This window comes from Micromonospora sp. NPDC000121 (assembly GCF_042899165.1).
In the GTDB taxonomy this organism is placed as follows: Bacteria; Actinomycetota; Actinomycetes; order Mycobacteriales; family Micromonosporaceae; genus Micromonospora.
In genome coordinates, this window is the sequence record NZ_JBIAZP010000004.1 from 116,902 (window position 1) to 133,870 (window position 16,969).

The window sequence follows — 16,969 nt, forward strand, 5'->3', positions numbered from 1 at the left end:
TCCCAGACGCAAACATGACGATCGGAGATTACCGGTTCCCCGCGGCCTTGCGGGGCGTTCCGGGGACACCCGTCACGGCGACGGCAGATACGCCAACTGGACCAGCCGTACGCCCTCGCGTCGGGTGACGAGCCGGCCGCGTCCCGGGGGCAGCGGTCCGGGCCGCACCGGGCCGACCAGCGCCCCCTCGTCCGGGCTGCCCGCCATCACCAGCCCGGCCGTGGACAGCTCGCGGAGGCGCTGCACGATCGGCTCGTACTGGGCCCGGCCGGCGCCGCCCGAACGCCGGACGAGCACCAGGTGCAGCCCGATGTCCCGCGCGTGCGGCAGGTGCTCCTCCAGCGCGCGCAGCGGGTTGGCCGGCCCGCCGGCGACGAGGTCGTAGTCGTCCACGAGCACGAACAGCTCCGGCCCGGACCACCACGACCGCTCCCGCAACTGCGCGGGGGAGACCTCCGGCCCGGGTGCCCGGGCGTGCATGTAGCCGGCGGCCGAATCGATCAGCTCGGTGGTGTGCGCGGCGGCGGAGCCGTACCCGATCAGGTGCGGGGCCTCGGTGAGGTCCGACAGGCTGCGCCGGTAGTCGACCAGGATCACCCGGGCCTGCTCGGGGGTGAACCGGGTGATGATCGAGGTGGCCAGCGCGCGCAGGAACGACGACTTGCCGCACTCGGCGTCGCCGAAGACCACGAAGTGCGGCTCGGTGGCGAAGTCCAGCACCACCGGGCGCAGGTCCGCCTCGGCGATCCCGACCGGGATGCGCAGGCCGGTGGTCGAGGTCAGATCCAGCTCGGCGTACGGGAGCACCGGCGGGAGCAGCCGCACCGGGGGCGCGACCGGCCCCGCCCAGCTCCCGGCGACCTGCTTGACGAGGTCGGTGGTGTCCCCGCCGGAGGCGGCCAGCTGCGGCAGCGCGGTGAGGAAGTGCAGGCTCTCCGCGGTGACGCCCCGGCCGGGGGTCTTCTCCGGCACGTTCGCCGCCGCCCGGCGGGCCACCAGCGAGTCGGACGGGTCGCCGAGGCGCAGCTCCAGCCGGGAACCGAACAGGTCCCGGATCGCCGGCCGGAAGTCCAGCCAGCGCACCGCCGTCGCCACCACGTGCACCCCGTACGACAGGCCGCGGGTGGCCAGGTCGGTGACGAGCGGCTCCAGGTCGTCGTACTCGCCGCGCAGGGTGGCCCAGCCGTCCACCACCAGGAACACGTCGCCGAACGGGTCGGCGCCCGGCTGGCCGGTGCCGGCCGCCGCGGCCCGCCGCTGCCGCCAGGCGGCCATCGACTCCACGCCCAGCTCGGCGAAGCGGCGTTCCCGGTCGACGAGCAGGGTGGCGATCTCGCCGACCGTACGCCGGACGGCCGTCGGGTCGGCGCGGCCGCTGACGCCCCCGACGTGCGGCAGGTCGCGCAGCGCGGCCAGCCCGCCGCCGCCGAAGTCGAGACAGTAGACCTGCACCTCGGCCGGGGTGTGGGTGAGCGCCAGCGCGCAGATCAGCGTGCGCAGCGCCGTCGACTTGCCGCTCTGCGGCCCGCCGACGACCGCGACGTGCCCCGCCGCGCCGTCCAGCGACAACCAGAGCAGGTCGCGGCGCTGCTCGAAGGGCTTGTCGACCACCGCCACCGGCACCTGCAACGCGCCGTGCAGGTCCGGGTTGCCGAAGGCGAGCCCGCGCGCCGGGTCGGCGGCGGTCGGCCCGAGCAGCTCGTCCAGCGCCGGCGCCCGCCCGAGCGGGGGCAGCCAGACCTGGTGCGCGGGCGGGCCCTGGCCGGCCAGCCGGTCGACCATCAGCTCCAGCAGGCTCCCGGTGCCGCCCTCGTCGGCCGTGGCGGGCAGGGCGGGCGGCCCGACCGGCTCCGGCTTCGGCACGAGGTGCGTGGAGAAGGTGAGCAGGCGCGGGGCACCCGCCCCGCCCGCGCCCGGCGTCGTGTCGCGGCGGCGGAGCGCCCCGGAGACGTACGCGGCCTTGAACCGCACCAGCGGCTCGGTGCCGAAGCGCAGGTAGCCGTGCCCGGGGGAGCGGGGCAGCTCGTGCGCGTCCGGCACCCCCAGCACCGTCCGGGACTCCAGCGCCGAGAAGGTCCGCAACCCGATCCGGTACGACAGATGCGTGTCCAGCCCGCGCAGCCGCCCCTCCTCCAGCCGCTGCGAGGCCAGCAGCAGGTGTACGCCGAGCGACCGGCCCAGCCGGCCGATCTGCACGAACAGGTCGATGAAGTCGGGCTTGGCCGAGAGCAGCTCGGAGAACTCGTCGCAGATCAGCAGCAGCGACGGCAGCGGGGCGAGCGGGGTGCCGGCGGCGCGGGCGCGTTCGTAGTCGCGCAGGCTGGCGAAGTTGCCCGCCCGGCGCAGCAGCTCCTGGCGGCGTACCAGCTCGCCGTTGATCGCGTCGACCATCCGGTCCACCAGCGGCAGCGCGTCGGCCAGGTTGGTGATCACCGCGGCGGTGTGCGGGAGCCGGTCGAAGGAGGCGAACGTGGCACCGCCCTTGAAGTCGATCAGCACGAAGTTGAGCTGCTCCGAGCTGTGCGTGGCGGCCAGCCCGAGCACCAGCGTGCGCAGCAGCTCCGACTTGCCGGAGCCGGTCGCCCCGATCAGCAGGCCGTGCGGCCCCATCCCGTCCTGCGCCGACTCCTTGAGGTCCAGCTCGATGGCGCCGCCGTCGGCGCCCACCCCGATCGGCACCCGCAGCCGCTCCCGCGCGGAGCGGGGCGCCCACCCCTGCTCGGCGGTGAAGCCCTCCGGGTCGCCCAGACCGAGCAGCTCGGGCAGGCCCGGCTCGGCGCCCGGCGGGGCGTCCGGGCCGCGTACGGCGGTGGCCAGCCGCAGCGGGGCCAGCCGCCGGGCGATCGCCTCGGCGTCGACGAGGTCGAGCCGGTCCGCCGTGCCCACCTCGGCGTGCCCCTCCGCCGAGTGGGAGTGCAGCCGGCCGTGGCGCAGCTCCAGCAGCAGCGCGAACCGGTCCAGCAGGCGTGGCGGCGGGGTGTCCAGGTCGATCACCGTCACCGCGTCGATGCCGCCGTCCCCGGTCAGGTCGGTGGCCCCGGTCAGGTCGCCCCCGTCGAGCACCACCACGACGTGCGGGCCGTCGGTCGCGGGCCCGGCCGGGCTGAACCGGGACCGGCTGGCCAGCACCTCGTCCAGCAGCCGTTCCAGCTCGGCCGCCGCGCTGGTGACCAGCCGCACCGGGCCGAGAGCGTCCGTGCGGGTGGGGTGGTGGGCGTGGGGCAGCCACTTGACCCACTCCCAGGCGGCCCGCCGCTCCGGCCCGGCGCAGACCGCGACGAGCAGTTCGTCCGGGGCGTGGAAGACCGCGAGCTGGGCGAGCATCGCCCGGGCCAGCGCCTGCCCGGCCGCCCCGTCGCCCGGACCGCCGGTGGCGTCCCGTACGAAGACCCGGGCGAAGCTGCGCAGCGAGAGCGCCACCGGCAGGTCGGGCACCACGGAGTACGCGTCCAGGAACCGGCGCAGCGCGCCCGCCGTCATGGGCTCCAGCTCCTCCAGCGGGCGGGTGACCGGCGGGACCAGCGGGGTCGCGAGGGTCTGCGGGCCGACGGCGACCCGGACCACCGCGAAGTCCGGATCGGTGGGACGCCGTTCCCAGACCCGGTGGCTGTCGACGGTCGACCAGAGCCGGCCGGGATCCGGATGCCGGTAGTAGAGCCCGGCGCGCTGCTGCCCGGCGGTGTGCCGGACCCGGCGGCGCAGCGCGGTCAGGTGCCGCAGGTAGTCCCGCCGGGCGGCCATCATCTCCGACTTCTTCGGGGTGCCCGAGGCGCTGCCCCACGAGGTCACCAGCATGGCCAGCGAGGAGAGGCCGAACATGCCCCCGACCACGTACGAGTAGGCCCCACCGCCGCGGCCGAACATCATCGCCATCGCCACCGTGCCGCCGAGCATCGGCAGCACCATGAGCAGCTGCTGCCAGCGCCCGCCGGTGACGGCGGGGATCTCCGGTGGCGCTTCCACCGGCAGCTCGCCGACCGGGATCTCCGGCGCCGGACGTCGTGGTGGCCGCTTGATGACGACAGTGGACACTCGACCTCCCGACAGCGCTCGGTGATCCGAGCCCGACACATGGTAGGTAAAGTCCTGTCGTCCGCGCAGCCACCAACCCCGTTCGATATGGAGATCAGTCGATGACAATCGGGTTGGCCCGGGTCACCATCAGCGCCCCCCAACGGCGGGTCGACGTCGCGCTGCCCGAGCAGGTGCCCCTGGCCGAGCTGCTGCCCGAGGTGCTGCGGCACGCCGGCGAGGGCCTCGCCGACGACGGCGAGCGGCACGGCGGCTGGGTGCTGCGGCGCACCGACGGCGCGGTGCTGGCCACCGCCCAGGCGCTGCTGCCGCAGGGCGTCCGCGACGGGGAGGTGCTGCACCTCGTGCCGGCCCGCGCGCAGTGGCCCGAGCTGGAGTACGACGACGTGGTCGAGGCGATCGCCGACGGGGCCCGGCGGCGCGGCGGCGCGTGGTCGCCCGCCGCCACCCGGGCCGCCGCCCTGGCCGGGGCGGCCGTGCCGCTGGCCGTCGGGCTGCTCGCCCTGGCGGCCGGCGGGCCCGGGCACCGGGCCGCCTGGCCGGCCGCCGCCGTGGTGGCGCTGCTGCTCACCCTCGCCGGGGTGGTGGCGTCCCGCGCCCACGGCGACGCCTCGACCGGCGCGACCCTCGGCGGCTACGCCCTGCCGTACGCGACCCTGGCCGGCGCCCTGGCGGTCAGCTCCGGCGACCCGGTCGGGCCGGTCGCCGGCCTGCGCTGGGTCGGCGCGCCCGAGCTGCTGGCCGGCTCGGTGGCGCTGCTGCTGGTGTCGGTGCTCGGGCTGGTCGGCATCGCCACCCGGCTGCGGGTCTTCGTGGCCGGCGCCACCGCCGGGTCCGTCGGCGCGCTGGCGGCGTTCGGTGGCCTGCTGCTCAGCCCGGCCGGGACGGCGGCGGTCCTGCTCTGCGTGCTGGTCTTCGCGGTGGGGGCGGTCCCGCTGCTGGCCATCCGGCTCGGCAAGGTACCGCTGCCCCCGATCACCCTGCCGACCGGCGAGCCGGGCGACGCCGACCGGGCCCGGGACCTGCCCGACCGGGACCGGGTCTACGCGGCGGTCGCCCGCACCGAGGAGATGCTCACCGGGATGCTGCTCGGGCACGCGGTGCTGGCGGCCGCCGCCGCGCTGGTCCTCGGCATCTCCGGCGGGGTCGCCGGCCGGCTGCTGGTGGCGGTCGCCGCGGCCGTGCTGCTGCTGCGCTCCCGGCTGTTCGTGGCGCTGCGCCACCGGGTGCCGACCGTGGTCGCCGGCCTCGCCGGGTACGCCGTGCTGGGCGCGGTCCTCGCCGAGCGTTCCGGCCCGGCCGGCCGGCTCGCGCTGGTCGTCGGCGGGCTGGCGCTGGCCCTGCTGGTGGTGGCCGCCGGCACCACGTACGCCCGCCGCCCGGTCTCCCCGTACGTCGGTCGGGTCGCCGACCTGGCCGACACCGCCCTGGTGGTCTCCGTGGTGCCGGTCGCCTGCGCGGTGCTCGACCTGTACGAACGGGCCCGGGGGCTGCTCGGCTGAGCGGCCCCCGGGCCCGTCGACGTCTTCGGTGCCGGGGTCAGTGCGCGGACTCGCCGCGCTCCTCGGCCTCCTTGGCGCGGCGGTACGACGCCGCGATCTCGGCCTCGGCCTCCTGCCGGCCGACCCAGGTGGCGCCCTCGACCGACTTGCCCGGCTCGAGGTCCTTGTAGACCTCGAAGAAGTGCTGGATCTCCAGCCGGTCGAACTCGCCGAGGTGGTGGATGTCCCGCAGGTGCTCCTGGCGCGGGTCCTCGTAGGGGACGCAGAGGACCTTGTCGTCGCCGCCCTTCTCGTCCGTCATCCGGAACATGCCGATGGTGCGGCACCGGATCAGGCAGCCCGGGAAGGTGGGCTCGGGCACGAGGACGAGCGCGTCCAGCGGGTCGCCGTCCTCGCCCAGGGTGCCCTCGATGAAGCCGTAGTCCGCCGGGTACTGCGTGGAGGTGAAGAGCGTGCGGTCCAGCCGGATCCGGCCGGTCGCGTGGTCGACCTCGTACTTGTTGCGGTGACCCTTCGGGATCTCAACCGTCACGTCGAAATCCATCTGCACGCTCCCTCGTTTGCCCACGCTGGCTAACGGAACCAGCGGCACGCCGCTCCCGACGGGTGAATCCCCACCCGCCGGCTCCGGCCGCCGCATAGTGTTCGGACCGAAGTAGTGTCACCCAAGCAGATTTTCGCGGGGGGAGGAGGGGGTCGTGGGGAGGGAAGATTCACACTACCGTCCGGAGGCCGGTGCTGGACGAGGTACCGGGCGATCTGCTTCCGGCGGGGCCACCGGGCGGTTCCCGGTGCCCGACGCCCACCTTCCCCGCACGCCCGGAAACCCCGGCGACGCCCATCTCGCCCGCACGCCCGGGGCTCTCGGCGACCCCGGCCCGGCTGCCTACGGCCAGCCGTCCCGGCCCGGGCCGACCGACCTCTGGAACGCCGCCGCGGCCCGCCCTGCCGGCGGACCGTCCGGCCCGGGCGGCCCGCCCCCTGCGGCGCCCCCGGCGCCCGGCCCGGCGCGGCGCCGCCGGGTCCTGCCCGTCGCGCTGGCCGCGGTGCTCGTGCTCGTGCTCGCCGCCGTCGGGATCGCCGTGGTCCGGCCGGGCCCCGTCGCCGAGTGGCTGGGCGACGAGCCGGCCGAGCGCAGGGCCGCGCAGGCGGCGGAGCCGGCACCCGTGGCGGTGCTGTCCGGCGCGGACGCGAACGCCCCGCTGCCCACCCCCGAGGGGGTACGCGCCGCGCTCGCCCCACTGGTGGACGTGCCCGCGCTCGGCGACCGGGTCAACGTCGCGGTGGCCGACGTGGCCACCGGCCAGCCGCTCTACGGCCGGGGCGAGGACGACGGCACCGTGCCCGCCTCGGTGACCAAGCTGGTGACCGGGGTGACGGTGCTCGCCGCGCGCGGCCCCGCGTACCGCATCCCGACCCGGGCGGTCGCCGGCCCGAACCCCGGCGAGGTGGTGCTCGTCGGCGGCGGCGACCCCACCCTGGCGGTCGACAAGAATGGCTTCTACCCCGGGGCCGCCCGCCTGGACGACCTCGCCGCCCAGGTCAAGCAGGCGCTCGGCGGCACCGAGCCGACGAAGGTCATCGTCGACTCGTCGCTCTACTCCGGCCCCGTCCACGAGCCGGGGTGGGACGAGGACATCCCCACTGGCGGCTACGGCGGCGCGATCACCGCGTTGATGACCGACGGCGCCCGTAGCGACGTGCCGCGCGCGAAGAAGGACGACGCGGCCGGCAACCACTGGGCCGAGCGGGTGGCGCAGCCCGACCTCTCGGCCGGTCGGGCCTTCGCCCGGCTGCTCGGCGTGCCGACCGACGCGGTGAAGCGCGGCACCGCCCCCGCCGCGGACGGCGGCGCCGCCACCGGCACGCCCGGGCCCGGCGCCGAGCTGGGCAAGGTGGAGTCGCTGCCGATGGTCCGGCTGGTCGACATCATGATCAGTGACAGCGACAACATCATCGCGGAGGCGCTGGCCCGCCAGGTCGCGCTGGCCCGCAACGAGCCCGCCTCGTTCGAGGGCGCGGGCGCGGCGATGGACGCGGTGGCGGGCGAGCTCGGCCTGCCGGCCGACGAGCTGTCCCTCGCCGACGGCAGCGGGCTGTCGCGCAGCAACCGGATCAGCCCCTCGCTGCTCACCGATCTGATCACGCTGGCCGGCGACGGCAGCCGCCCCGAGCTGGCCGCGATCTTCGGCGGCCTGCCCGTGGCCGACTGGTCGGGCACGCTCGCCGACCGGTTCGGCACGGCGGCGACGAAGGCCGGCGCCGGGGTGGTCCGGGCCAAGACCGGCACCCTGACCAAGGTGCACGCGATCGCCGGTGTGGTCAGCACCGCCGACGGGCGGCTGCTCACCTTCGCCGTGCTCACCGACGAGGTGCCCCCGGACGGGCTGGAGGCCGCCCGCGTGGCGCTGGACCGGATCGGCGCCGCCCTGGCCGGCTGCGGCTGCGGCTGACCGCAGGGGCAGGACCAGCCCGGGCGTCGAGTCCGAGGAAGGGGCACGGCCGGCGTCGATCACCCCGACGCGAGCCGGGGCCGGGGTGTCCCGGCGCGGGTACGGTGGGTGCATGGCGCAGTTCGTGGACTGGGATCTGGCCGCCGCGACCGCGGGGGCGCTGGGCAAGTCGGGCCCCCGGGTGTCGTACGCCGAGGCCACCGATGTGGTGGGTGACCTGCGGCGGTTGACGGACGAGGCGGCGGGTCACGTCGCCGACTACACCGGGCTGCGCTCGCAGGTGTCGCACCCGCCGGTGCGGGTGGTGGACCGCCGGGACTGGGCGGCCACCAACATCGCCGGGCTGCGCGAGGTGATCACGCCGCTGGTCGGCCGGCTCACGAAGGACAAGCAGCCCGGCCCGCTGACCGAGGCGATCGGGTCCCGGCTGACCGGCGTGCAGGCCGGCACCGTGCTGGCGTACCTCTCCGGCCGGGTCCTCGGCCAGTACGAGGTGTTCTCCGCCGACCCCGGGCAGTTGCTGCTGGTCGCGCCGAACATCGTCGAGGTGGAGCGGAAGTTGGAGGCCGATCCCCGCGACTTCCGGCTCTGGGTCTGCCTGCACGAGGTGACCCACCGGACCCAGTTCACCGCCGTGCCCTGGATGCGGGCGTACTTCCTCAGCGAGGTGCAGGCCTTCGTGGACGCGTCGTCGAGCGGCGGCGAGCACCTGCTGGAGCGGCTGCGCCGGGGCGTGGCCACCCTCTCCGACGCGGTGAAGGACCCGGAGAGCCGCACCAGCGTGCTGGACATCGTGCAGACCCCGGCGCAGCGGGCCGTGCTGGACCGGCTCACCGCGCTGATGACCCTGCTGGAGGGGCACGCCGAGTTCGTCATGGACGGCGTCGGCCCGGAGGTGATCCCGAGCGTCGAGCGGATCCGGGCGGGCTTCAACCGGCGCCGGGAGGCCGGCAACCCGCTGGAGAAGGCCATCCGCCGGCTGCTCGGCGTGGAGGTCAAGATGCGCCAGTACGCCGAGGGCCGCAAGTTCGTGCACGGGGTCGTCGACCGGGTCGGCATGGACGGCTTCAACAAGATCTTCGGCTCGCCGCTGACCCTGCCCCGGCTGGAGGAACTCGGCGACCCGGACGCCTGGGTGGCCCGGGTGCACGGGCCGGTCGGCCCGGTCCAGGCCACGGGCTGACCGTACGCCGTGGCCGCGCTCGCCCCGCCGGTGGCCGCGATCCGGGTGGCGGTCCGCCGCGCGCTGGCCGACCTGCCGCCCGGGGGGCCGGTGCTGGTCGCCTGCTCGGGCGGGGCGGACTCGCTCGCACTGGCCGCCGCGACCGCGTTCGTGGCGCCCCGGCTGGGTCGCGCCGCCGGCCTGGTGACGGTCGACCACGGCCTCCAGGAGGGTTCGGCGCAGCGGGCCGCGGCGGTGGCGGCGTGGGCCCGCGAGATCGGCCTGGCGCCGGTCGAGTCGGTGCGGGTCGACGTCGCCGGGCGGCCGGGCGGGCCCGAGGCGGCCGCCCGCGAGGCCCGCTACCGGGCGCTCGCCGAGGCCGCCGGCCGGTGCGGGGCGGCGGCGGTGCTCACCGGCCACACCCGCGACGACCAGGCGGAGACCGTGCTGCTCGCGCTCGCCCGCGGCGCCGGCCCGCGCGGCCTGGCCGGGATGCCCGCCCGGCGGGACCTCGACGGGGTGCCGCTGCTGCGTCCGCTGCTGGAGGTGGGGCGGGAACAGACCCGCAAGGCGTGTGCGGTGCTCGGGCTGAGCCCGTGGGAGGACCCGCACAACGCCGACCCCTCGTACGCCCGCGCCCGGGTGCGGGCCGACGTGCTGCCCGCCCTGGTCCGCGCCCTCGGGCCGGGGGTGCTGGACAACCTGGCCCGGACGGCCCGGCTGGTGGCGGCGGACAATGCCGTCCTCGACGAGTTGGCCGTCGCCGCGCTGGCCGACGTCCGCCACCCCGACGGAGGGCTCTCGGTGGGTGCCCTGGCCGCCCTGTCGCCGGCGGTGCGCGGCCGGGTGCTGCACGCCTGGGCCCGGGAGCTGGGCGCCCCGCCCGCCGCCCTGTCGCACCGGCACGTGACCGCGCTGGACACGCTGGTCACCGGCTGGCGGGGGCAGGGGGCGGCGCACCTGCCGGGCGGGCTGCGGGTGGTCCGCCGCGACGGCCGGCTCACCCCCGTCGTCCCCCGCTGACCCCTTCGCGGGGGCGCGGGAGCCGCCGGGAGGCGGTAGACATGGCGCATGGCGTACCCCCGACAGCCGCTCTTCGCGCCGCACGGCGCGGTGGCGACGAGCCAGCCGCTGGCCGCGGCGGCCGGCCTGGCGGTGCTGCGGCGCGGCGGCAACGCCGTCGACGCCGCGCTGGCCACCGCGATCACCCTCACCGTGGTGCAGCCCCCGTCCAACGACATCGGCGGTGACCTCTTCGCGATCGTCTGGGACGGCGAGCGGCTGCACGGCCTCAACGCCTCCGGCCGGTCCCCGGCGGCGCTGACCCGCGAGCTGGTGCTCGCCGCGACCGGCGGGCGCGGCGCGGCCCCGGTCGAGGCGCTCGGCGGCGCCCAGTCGGCGGGGCCGGCGATGCCCGCCCGGGGCTGGCTGCCGGTGACGGTGCCCGGCGCGCCGGCGGGCTGGCGGGACCTGCACGACCGGTTCGGCTCGCTGCCCTTCGCCGAACTCTTCGCCGATGCCATCGGCTACGCCGAGCACGGGTACCCGGTCTCCACGGGCGTGGCGGCGACCTGGTCCCGCGCGCTCGCCGCGCACGCCGGCCTGACCGGGGAGGAGTACGCCGAGTTCGGCCGGGTGTTCGCCCCCGGCGGCCGGGCGCCCCGGCCCGGCGAGCGGTGGCGCAACCCCGACGCGGCGGAGACCCTGCGGCGGATCGCCGCCACCGGGGCGGAGGACTTCTACCGCGGCGGCGTCGCCGAGGCGCTCGACGCCCACGCGGCCCGCACCGGCGGCCTGCTCACCGGCGACGACCTGGCCCGGCACCGCTCGACCTGGGTGGCCCCGGTGTCCGCCCGCTACCGCGGACACGAGGTCTGGGAGCTGCCGCCGAACGGGCAGGGCCTCGCCGCGCTGCTGGCGCTGCACATCCTGGACGGATCGGCCCTCGCCGCGCTGCCCCTCGCCGAGCGGCTGCACCGGCAGATCGAGGCGGTGAAGCTCGGCTTCGCCGACGCGCACGCCCACGTCGCCGACCCGGAGCGGGTGCCCGTGCCGACGCGGGCGCTGCTCTCGCCCGGGTACGCGGCGTCCCGCCGGGCGCTGATCACCGAGCGGGCCGGGGAGCCGACCGCGGGCGACCCGGAGCGCGGCGGCACCGTCTACCTCTGCGCCGCCGACGCCGGCGGCATGATGGTCAGCCTGATCCAGTCGACCTACCTGGCCTTCGGCTCGCACGTGGTGCTGCCCGGGCACGGCTTCGCCCTGCAGAACCGGGGGCTCGGGTTCCGGCTGGACCCCGCGCACCCGAACGCGGTGGGCCCGGGGAAGCGGCCGTTCCACACGATCATCCCCGGCTTCCTCACCCGGGACGGGCGGCCGGTGGGGCCGTTCGGGGTGATGGGCGGTCACATGCAGCCGCAGGGGCACGTGCAGCTCGTCTCGGCGACCCTCGACGGCGGGCTCGACCCGCAGGCGGCGCTGGACGCGCCGCGCTGGTACTGGCACGCCGGGCGGTCGGTGCTGGTCGAGCCGGAGCTGGTCGGCACCGCGGAGGGGCGGGCGGCGGTCGCCGAGCTGCGGGCCCGGGGTCACGAGATCGCCGTCGCCGACGAGCCGGCGGTCTTCGGGTACGGGCAGGCGATCTGGCGGCTGCCGGACGGCGGCTATGTCGCCGGCTCGGAATCCCGGGTGGACGGCGCGATGGGCGGCTGGTGACCGGGCTCAGACCCCCACCCGGTCGCGGAAGGTGGCCCGGTAGGTCTGCGGCGTGGCGCCGACGCGGCGGGCGAAGTGGTGCCGTAGCGCCGCCGCGTCGCCGAAGCCGGCCCGGTCGGCGACCGCCTCCACGCTGAGCCGGGTCTCCTCCAGCAGCCGGCGGGCCAGCAGCACCCGCTGGTTGGTCAGCCAGTCGTGCGGCGTGGTGCCCGTCTCGGCCCGGAACCGCCGGGCGAACGTGCGCGGGGCCATCCCGGCCCGGGCGGCCAGCTCGTCCACGGTCACCGGCCGGTCCAGGTGCCCCATCAGCCACTCCAGCACCGGCTCCAGCGTGGGCGCCTCGGGGGTCTTCGGGATGGGGGCCTCGACGTACTGGGACTGGCCGCCGTCGCGGTGCGGGGGGACCACCATCCGGCGGGCCAGCCGGGTGGCCGTCGCCGAGCCGTGCTCCTGCCGTACCAGGTGCAGGCAGGCGTCGATGCCGGCCGCCGTGCCGGCGCTGGTGATCAGGCGGTCGTCCTGCACGTAGAGCGAGTTGCACCGGACCTTCGCCGTCGGGTGGCGGCGTTGCAGCTCGTCGACGTACCGCCAGTGGGTGGTGCACTCCCGGCCGTCGAGCAGGCCGGCCTGGCCCAGCACGAACGCTCCGGAGCAGACGCTGAACACGTACGCCCCGCGGTCGGCGGCCCGGCGCAGCGCGTCGAGCACGGGGGCCGGCACCGCGGTTTCGTACCCGTGGGCCGGCACGGCGACCAGGTCGGCGTCCTCCACCGGCCCGAGGTCGGCGTGCGGGACCAGGTGGAAGCCCGACGTGGTGCGGACCGGCCCGCCGTCGGGGCTGCACACGTGGAACCGGTAGCCGGGGAACCCGTCGGCGGTGCGGTCGGTGCCGAAGACCTCGGCGAGGACGCCGAGCTCGAACGCGGCGACCCGGTCCAGGGCGAGGACGGCGATCGAGCTGAGCATGTGACGAGGGTAACCGCACGAGTGGCAGGAAATCGAGGGGGAGTGGCATTCCTGCCACTGTCCGGGCGGTGGTGCCCGGCGGAGACTGATTTCAGTCCGGTGCGCACCGGCGGCGAAACCGACATCAATCGTGCGAAAGCGAGCGCCGCCATGGAGTTCCTGCTCTTCCTCTTCTTCCTCGTCCTCCTCGCCGTGGCCTCGGCCGCCGGCCTCACCGCCGACACCCGGGACTCGGCCGACTGGAAGCCGACCGAGGACGGCCGCCGCTGGCGGTCGCGTGCCTGCTGAGGTGATTAGTCGCCTTCGCGTAATTCATCCCTGGCGGGACCGCTCCAAAAGGGGCGGCCCCGCCGACGAAGGCCATCCGGCGTACGGCAGGCTAGGAGTCATGGCTGACGGCTCCTGGTACGACGCCGACATCGACCACGTGATCATCTCCGAGGCGCAGATCCGCGAAAAGACCGCGGAACTCGCCAAGCAGGTCTCGGCGGACTACGCCGACGTCGATGACGGGCTCCTGCTGGTCTGCGTGCTCAAGGGCGCGGTGATGTTCATGGCCGACTTCGCCCGGGCGCTGGGCCGCAACGGGCCGCCCGCCGAGCTGGACTTCATGGCCATCTCCTCCTACGGCCAGGGCACCACCTCCTCCGGGGTGGTCCGCATCCTCAAGGACCTGGACCGGGACATCGCCGGCCGGCACGTGGTCGTCGTCGAGGACATCGTCGACTCCGGCCTGACCCTCTCCTGGCTGCTGCGCTACCTGGAGTCCCGCTCGGCGGCCAGCGTCGAGGTCGTCGCGCTGTTCCGTAAGCCGGACGCGGTCAAGGTGCCGGTGCCGGTGAAGTACGTCGGCTTCGACATCCCCACGGAGTTCGTCGTCGGCTACGGCCTCGACTTCGGCGAGCGCTACCGCGAGCTGCCGTACGTCGGCGTGCTCAAGCCCGAGGTCTACGCCCGGGCCTGAGCCCTCCTCGCATCGGCGTCCATCGAGCGGACGTTCAGCGGGCTCTCAGCGAATCGGACTACGGTATAGGTCGGTGGCGTGGAGGCACCCTCCACGCCCGACCCCTCGAACCGCGGGACCGGGCGGTCGGGCGGCCGGGCGCGGAGCTCCCGTCACGTCGGCTGGACCCGGTTCGCCCGACGCGCGGCTGCTGGGCTCGCGGACTCGCTCCGCGCGCACGATGTTCCGTTCGTGCGCGACTGCGGGGCTCGCAAGCTCACTCCTCGCGCACACGGTGTACCGTCGAATGACCGCGGCGCGGCAAACTTCGCGCCTCGGGGTCGAGTCGGCCCGCACGGCGGCTCCGGCCGCCGCCGCAGGCGGCGACACCATCAGACGGACAGGACGTCGATCAGGAGGATGCGGGCGTCTCGGCGCTCGACAACAGCATGGAACGTACGCGTTTCTTCCGCCGACCGGTGGTCTGGATCATCCTGGTCATCCTCGGCGCCGTTGTGCTCAGTCAACTGTTCACCGCTGGTCCCAGCTACCACCGGGTGGACACGTCCATCGCGCTCGACCAGCTCAACAAGGGCGGCATCGAGAAGGTCGTCTTCCAGGACAAGGAGCAGACGCTCCAGCTCGACCTGAAGGACAAGGCCAAGTTCGGTGACACCACCACCGACCGGATCGAGGCGCAGTTCCCCTACGAGGTCGGCGACGAGGTCTGGAACGAGGTCCTCGAGGCCAAGGCCAACAACAGGGTCACCGGCCCGGCCGACGCCAAGGTGTCGTCCGACAGCATCTGGGTGAGCCTGCTGGTCAACCTGCTCCCGATCGCCCTGCTGGTGCTTCTGCTGCTCTTCTTCATGTCGCAGATGCAGGGCGGCGGCTCCCGGGTGCTCAACTTCGGCAAGTCCAAGGCGAAGATGATCACCAAGGACACGCCGAAGACCACGTTCGCGGACGTGGCCGGCGCCGAGGAGGCCGTCGAGGAGCTGCACGAGATCAAGGACTTCCTGCAGAACCCGGCGAAGTACCAGGCCCTGGGCGCCAAGATCCCGAAGGGCGTCCTGCTCTTCGGCCCGCCCGGCACCGGTAAGACGCTGCTGGCCCGCGCCGTCGCCGGCGAGGCCGGGGTGCCCTTCTACTCGATCTCCGGCTCGGACTTCGTCGAGATGTTCGTCGGTGTCGGCGCCAGCCGGGTCCGCGACCTCTTCGAGCAGGCCAAGGCGAACGCGCCGGCCATCGTCTTCGTCGACGAGATCGACGCCGTCGGCCGCCACCGCGGCGCCGGCATGGGCGGCGGTCACGACGAGCGCGAGCAGACCCTCAACCAGCTGCTCGTCGAGATGGACGGCTTCGACACCAAGGGCGGGGTCATCCTGATCGCCGCCACCAACCGGCCGGACATCCTCGACCCGGCGCTGCTGCGCCCGGGCCGCTTCGACCGGCAGATCCCGGTGGACGCCCCCGACATGGAGGGCCGCAAGGCGATCCTGCGGGTGCACGCCAAGGGCAAGCCGTTCACCCCCGACGTCGACCTCGACGCGGTGGCCCGGCGTACCCCGGGCTTCAGCGGTGCCGACCTGGCCAACGTGATCAACGAGTCCGCGCTGCTCACCGCCCGCAAGGACCAGCGGGCGATCACCAACGACTCCCTGGAGGAGTCGATCGACCGGGTGATCGCCGGTCCGCAGCGCCGGACCCGGGTGATGAGCGACCAGGAGAAGAAGATCACCGCGTACCACGAGGGTGGGCACGCGCTGGTCGCCTGGGCGCTGCCGCACGCCGCGCCGGTGCACAAGGTGACGATCCTGTCCCGCGGCCGGTCGCTGGGCCACACCCTGGTGCTCCCCACCGAGGACAAGTACACCCAGACCCGCGCCGAGATGGTCGACACCCTGGCGTACGCGCTGGGTGGCCGGGCCGCCGAGGAACTGGTCTTCCACGAGCCGACCACCGGCGCCGGCAACGACATCGAGAAGGCCACCCAGCTGGCCCGCGCGATGATCACGCAGTACGGCATGAGTTCCAAGCTCGGCGCGATCAAGTACGGCACCAGCGGCGACGAGCCGTTCCTCGGCCGCAACATGGGCCACGAGCGGGACTACTCCGACGCCGTCGCCGCCGAGATCGACGGCGAGATGCGGGCGCTGATCGAGCTGGCCCACGACGAGGCCTGGGAGATCCTGGTGGAATACCGGGACGTCCTGGACAACATCGTGCTGGAGCTGATGGAGAAGGAGACCCTCTCCACCGCCGACATGGCCCGGATCTGCGCCCGGGTGGCCAAGCGGCCGCCGATGGCCCCGTACAACGGCTTCGGCAAGCGCCAGCCCTCCACCGAGCCGCCGGTGCTCACGCCGGCCGAGAAGGAGGCGCTCAAGGTGCAGGCCCAGGCCGACGGCGCCCAGGCGACGGTCGGCGGCACCACCTCGACCAGCTCGAACAACTCGGACGGTACGCACTGAGCACCGACCCGACGGCCAGTTCCCGGGACGACCGGGAACTGGCCGTCTCCGCGACCGAGCCCGACGGCGACGACGGCCTCGACTACGTGGCCGCGCGCCTGATCAGCGGCAAGCTCACCGGCCGACCCGTCGAGGACACCGTGGACCTCGGGCGGATCGAGAAGGCGGTCCGCGAGATCCTCATCGCCGTCGGGGAGGATCCGGATCGCGACGGGCTCCAGCAGACCCCAACCCGGGTGGCCCGAGCGTACGCCGAACTCTTCGCCGGCCTGCGCGTCGACCCGGCCCAGGTGCTCAGCACGACCTTCGAGGCCAACCACCAGGAGCTGGTGCTGGTCCGGGACATCGACGTGATGAGCCTGTGCGAGCACCACCTGCTGCCGTTCCGGGGCAGCGCCCACATCGGCTACATCCCGGGGCCGGACGGCCGGATCACCGGCCTGTCCAAGCTGGCCCGGCTGGTCGAGGTCTTCGCCCGCCGGCCGCAGGTCCAGGAGCGGCTCACCTCGCAGATCGCCGACCTGCTGATGGAACAGCTCGCGCCGCGCGGCGTGGTGGTGGTGCTCGAGTGCGAGCACATGTGCATGGCGATGCGCGGCATCCAGAAGTCGGGCGCCCAGACCATCACGTCGGCCGTGCGGGGCACCCTCCAGCACGACGCCAAGTCGCGCGCCGAGGCGATGGCGCTGATCATTCCCCGCTGACCGCGACCGACGCGACCG

General features: G+C 75.0%; 12 protein-coding genes. 9 read left to right on the forward strand and 3 right to left on the reverse strand.

The genetic code is table 11. The features are described 5' to 3' along the window. Positions 1-72: 72 nt before the first annotated feature. The gene (gene eccCa / locus ACFY23_RS14020) at positions 73-4,032 is read right to left on the reverse strand and encodes a type VII secretion protein EccCa (protein WP_350686391.1); all 3,960 of its coding nucleotides are present in this window, start codon (positions 4,030-4,032) and stop codon (positions 73-75) included. Positions 4,033-4,133: 101 nt separating this feature from the next. Here eccCa and eccD point away from each other — a divergent pair, with 101 nt between their 5' ends. Beyond that, the gene (gene eccD, locus ACFY23_RS14025; RefSeq protein WP_350686389.1) at positions 4,134-5,534 is read left to right on the forward strand and encodes a type VII secretion integral membrane protein EccD; all 1,401 of its coding nucleotides are present in this window, start codon (positions 4,134-4,136) and stop codon (positions 5,532-5,534) included. A 37-nt stretch (positions 5,535-5,571) separates the two neighbouring features. On the opposite strand, the gene ACFY23_RS14030 is transcribed toward eccD, so the two are convergent. Next, the gene (locus tag ACFY23_RS14030) at positions 5,572-6,078 is read right to left on the reverse strand and encodes an inorganic diphosphatase (RefSeq protein WP_350686387.1); all 507 of its coding nucleotides are present in this window, start codon (positions 6,076-6,078) and stop codon (positions 5,572-5,574) included. A 154-nt stretch (positions 6,079-6,232) separates the two neighbouring features. On the opposite strand from ACFY23_RS14030, the gene dacB reads away from it, so the two are divergent. From dacB to ACFY23_RS14050, 4 genes are all read left to right on the forward strand, one after another. Then, on the forward strand, positions 6,233-7,987 hold the full coding sequence (dacB, locus tag ACFY23_RS14035) for a D-alanyl-D-alanine carboxypeptidase/D-alanyl-D-alanine-endopeptidase (protein ID WP_387036003.1): 1,755 nt from the start codon (positions 6,233-6,235) through the stop codon (positions 7,985-7,987). A gap of 112 nt (positions 7,988-8,099) precedes the next feature. Beyond that, entirely contained in the window at positions 8,100-9,170 is a 1,071-nt protein-coding gene (locus tag ACFY23_RS14040; protein ID WP_350687204.1) for a zinc-dependent metalloprotease, read from the forward strand. Positions 9,171-9,179: 9 nt separating this feature from the next. Beyond that, a complete protein-coding gene (gene tilS, locus ACFY23_RS14045; RefSeq protein WP_350687205.1) occupies positions 9,180-10,172 on the forward strand; it encodes a tRNA lysidine(34) synthetase TilS in 993 nt (330 codons plus the stop codon). Positions 10,173-10,220: 48 nt separating this feature from the next. Next, positions 10,221-11,864: a gamma-glutamyltransferase family protein gene (locus ACFY23_RS14050; protein WP_350819424.1), complete on the forward strand. Its 1,644-nt coding sequence runs from the start codon at positions 10,221-10,223 to the stop codon at positions 11,862-11,864. Between the two features lie 6 nt (positions 11,865-11,870). On the opposite strand, the gene ACFY23_RS14055 is transcribed toward ACFY23_RS14050, so the two are convergent. Further along, the gene (locus tag ACFY23_RS14055) at positions 11,871-12,830 is read right to left on the reverse strand and encodes a helix-turn-helix domain-containing protein (RefSeq protein ID WP_350686504.1); all 960 of its coding nucleotides are present in this window, start codon (positions 12,828-12,830) and stop codon (positions 11,871-11,873) included. 150 nt (positions 12,831-12,980) lie between these two features. Between ACFY23_RS14055 and ACFY23_RS14060 the strand changes: the two genes are divergently transcribed. The 4 genes from ACFY23_RS14060 (at position 12,981) to folE (ending at position 16,951) form a co-directional block, all read left to right on the forward strand. Next, complete coding sequence (locus ACFY23_RS14060) at positions 12,981-13,118, forward strand: hypothetical protein (RefSeq protein WP_350686505.1); 138 nt, start codon at positions 12,981-12,983, stop codon at positions 13,116-13,118. Positions 13,119-13,218: 100 nt separating this feature from the next. Next, the gene (gene hpt / locus ACFY23_RS14065; RefSeq protein WP_350686506.1) at positions 13,219-13,794 is read left to right on the forward strand and encodes a hypoxanthine phosphoribosyltransferase; all 576 of its coding nucleotides are present in this window, start codon (positions 13,219-13,221) and stop codon (positions 13,792-13,794) included. A 428-nt stretch (positions 13,795-14,222) separates the two neighbouring features. Next, the gene (gene ftsH / locus ACFY23_RS14070) at positions 14,223-16,247 is read left to right on the forward strand and encodes an ATP-dependent zinc metalloprotease FtsH (RefSeq protein WP_350686507.1); all 2,025 of its coding nucleotides are present in this window, start codon (positions 14,223-14,225) and stop codon (positions 16,245-16,247) included. A 38-nt stretch (positions 16,248-16,285) separates the two neighbouring features. After that, positions 16,286-16,951 carry a GTP cyclohydrolase I FolE gene (gene folE, locus ACFY23_RS14075; protein ID WP_350686509.1) on the forward strand — a complete coding sequence of 222 codons (666 nt, stop codon included), beginning with the start codon at positions 16,286-16,288 and terminating at the stop codon, positions 16,949-16,951. The last annotated feature ends 18 nt before the right edge of the window (positions 16,952-16,969 follow it).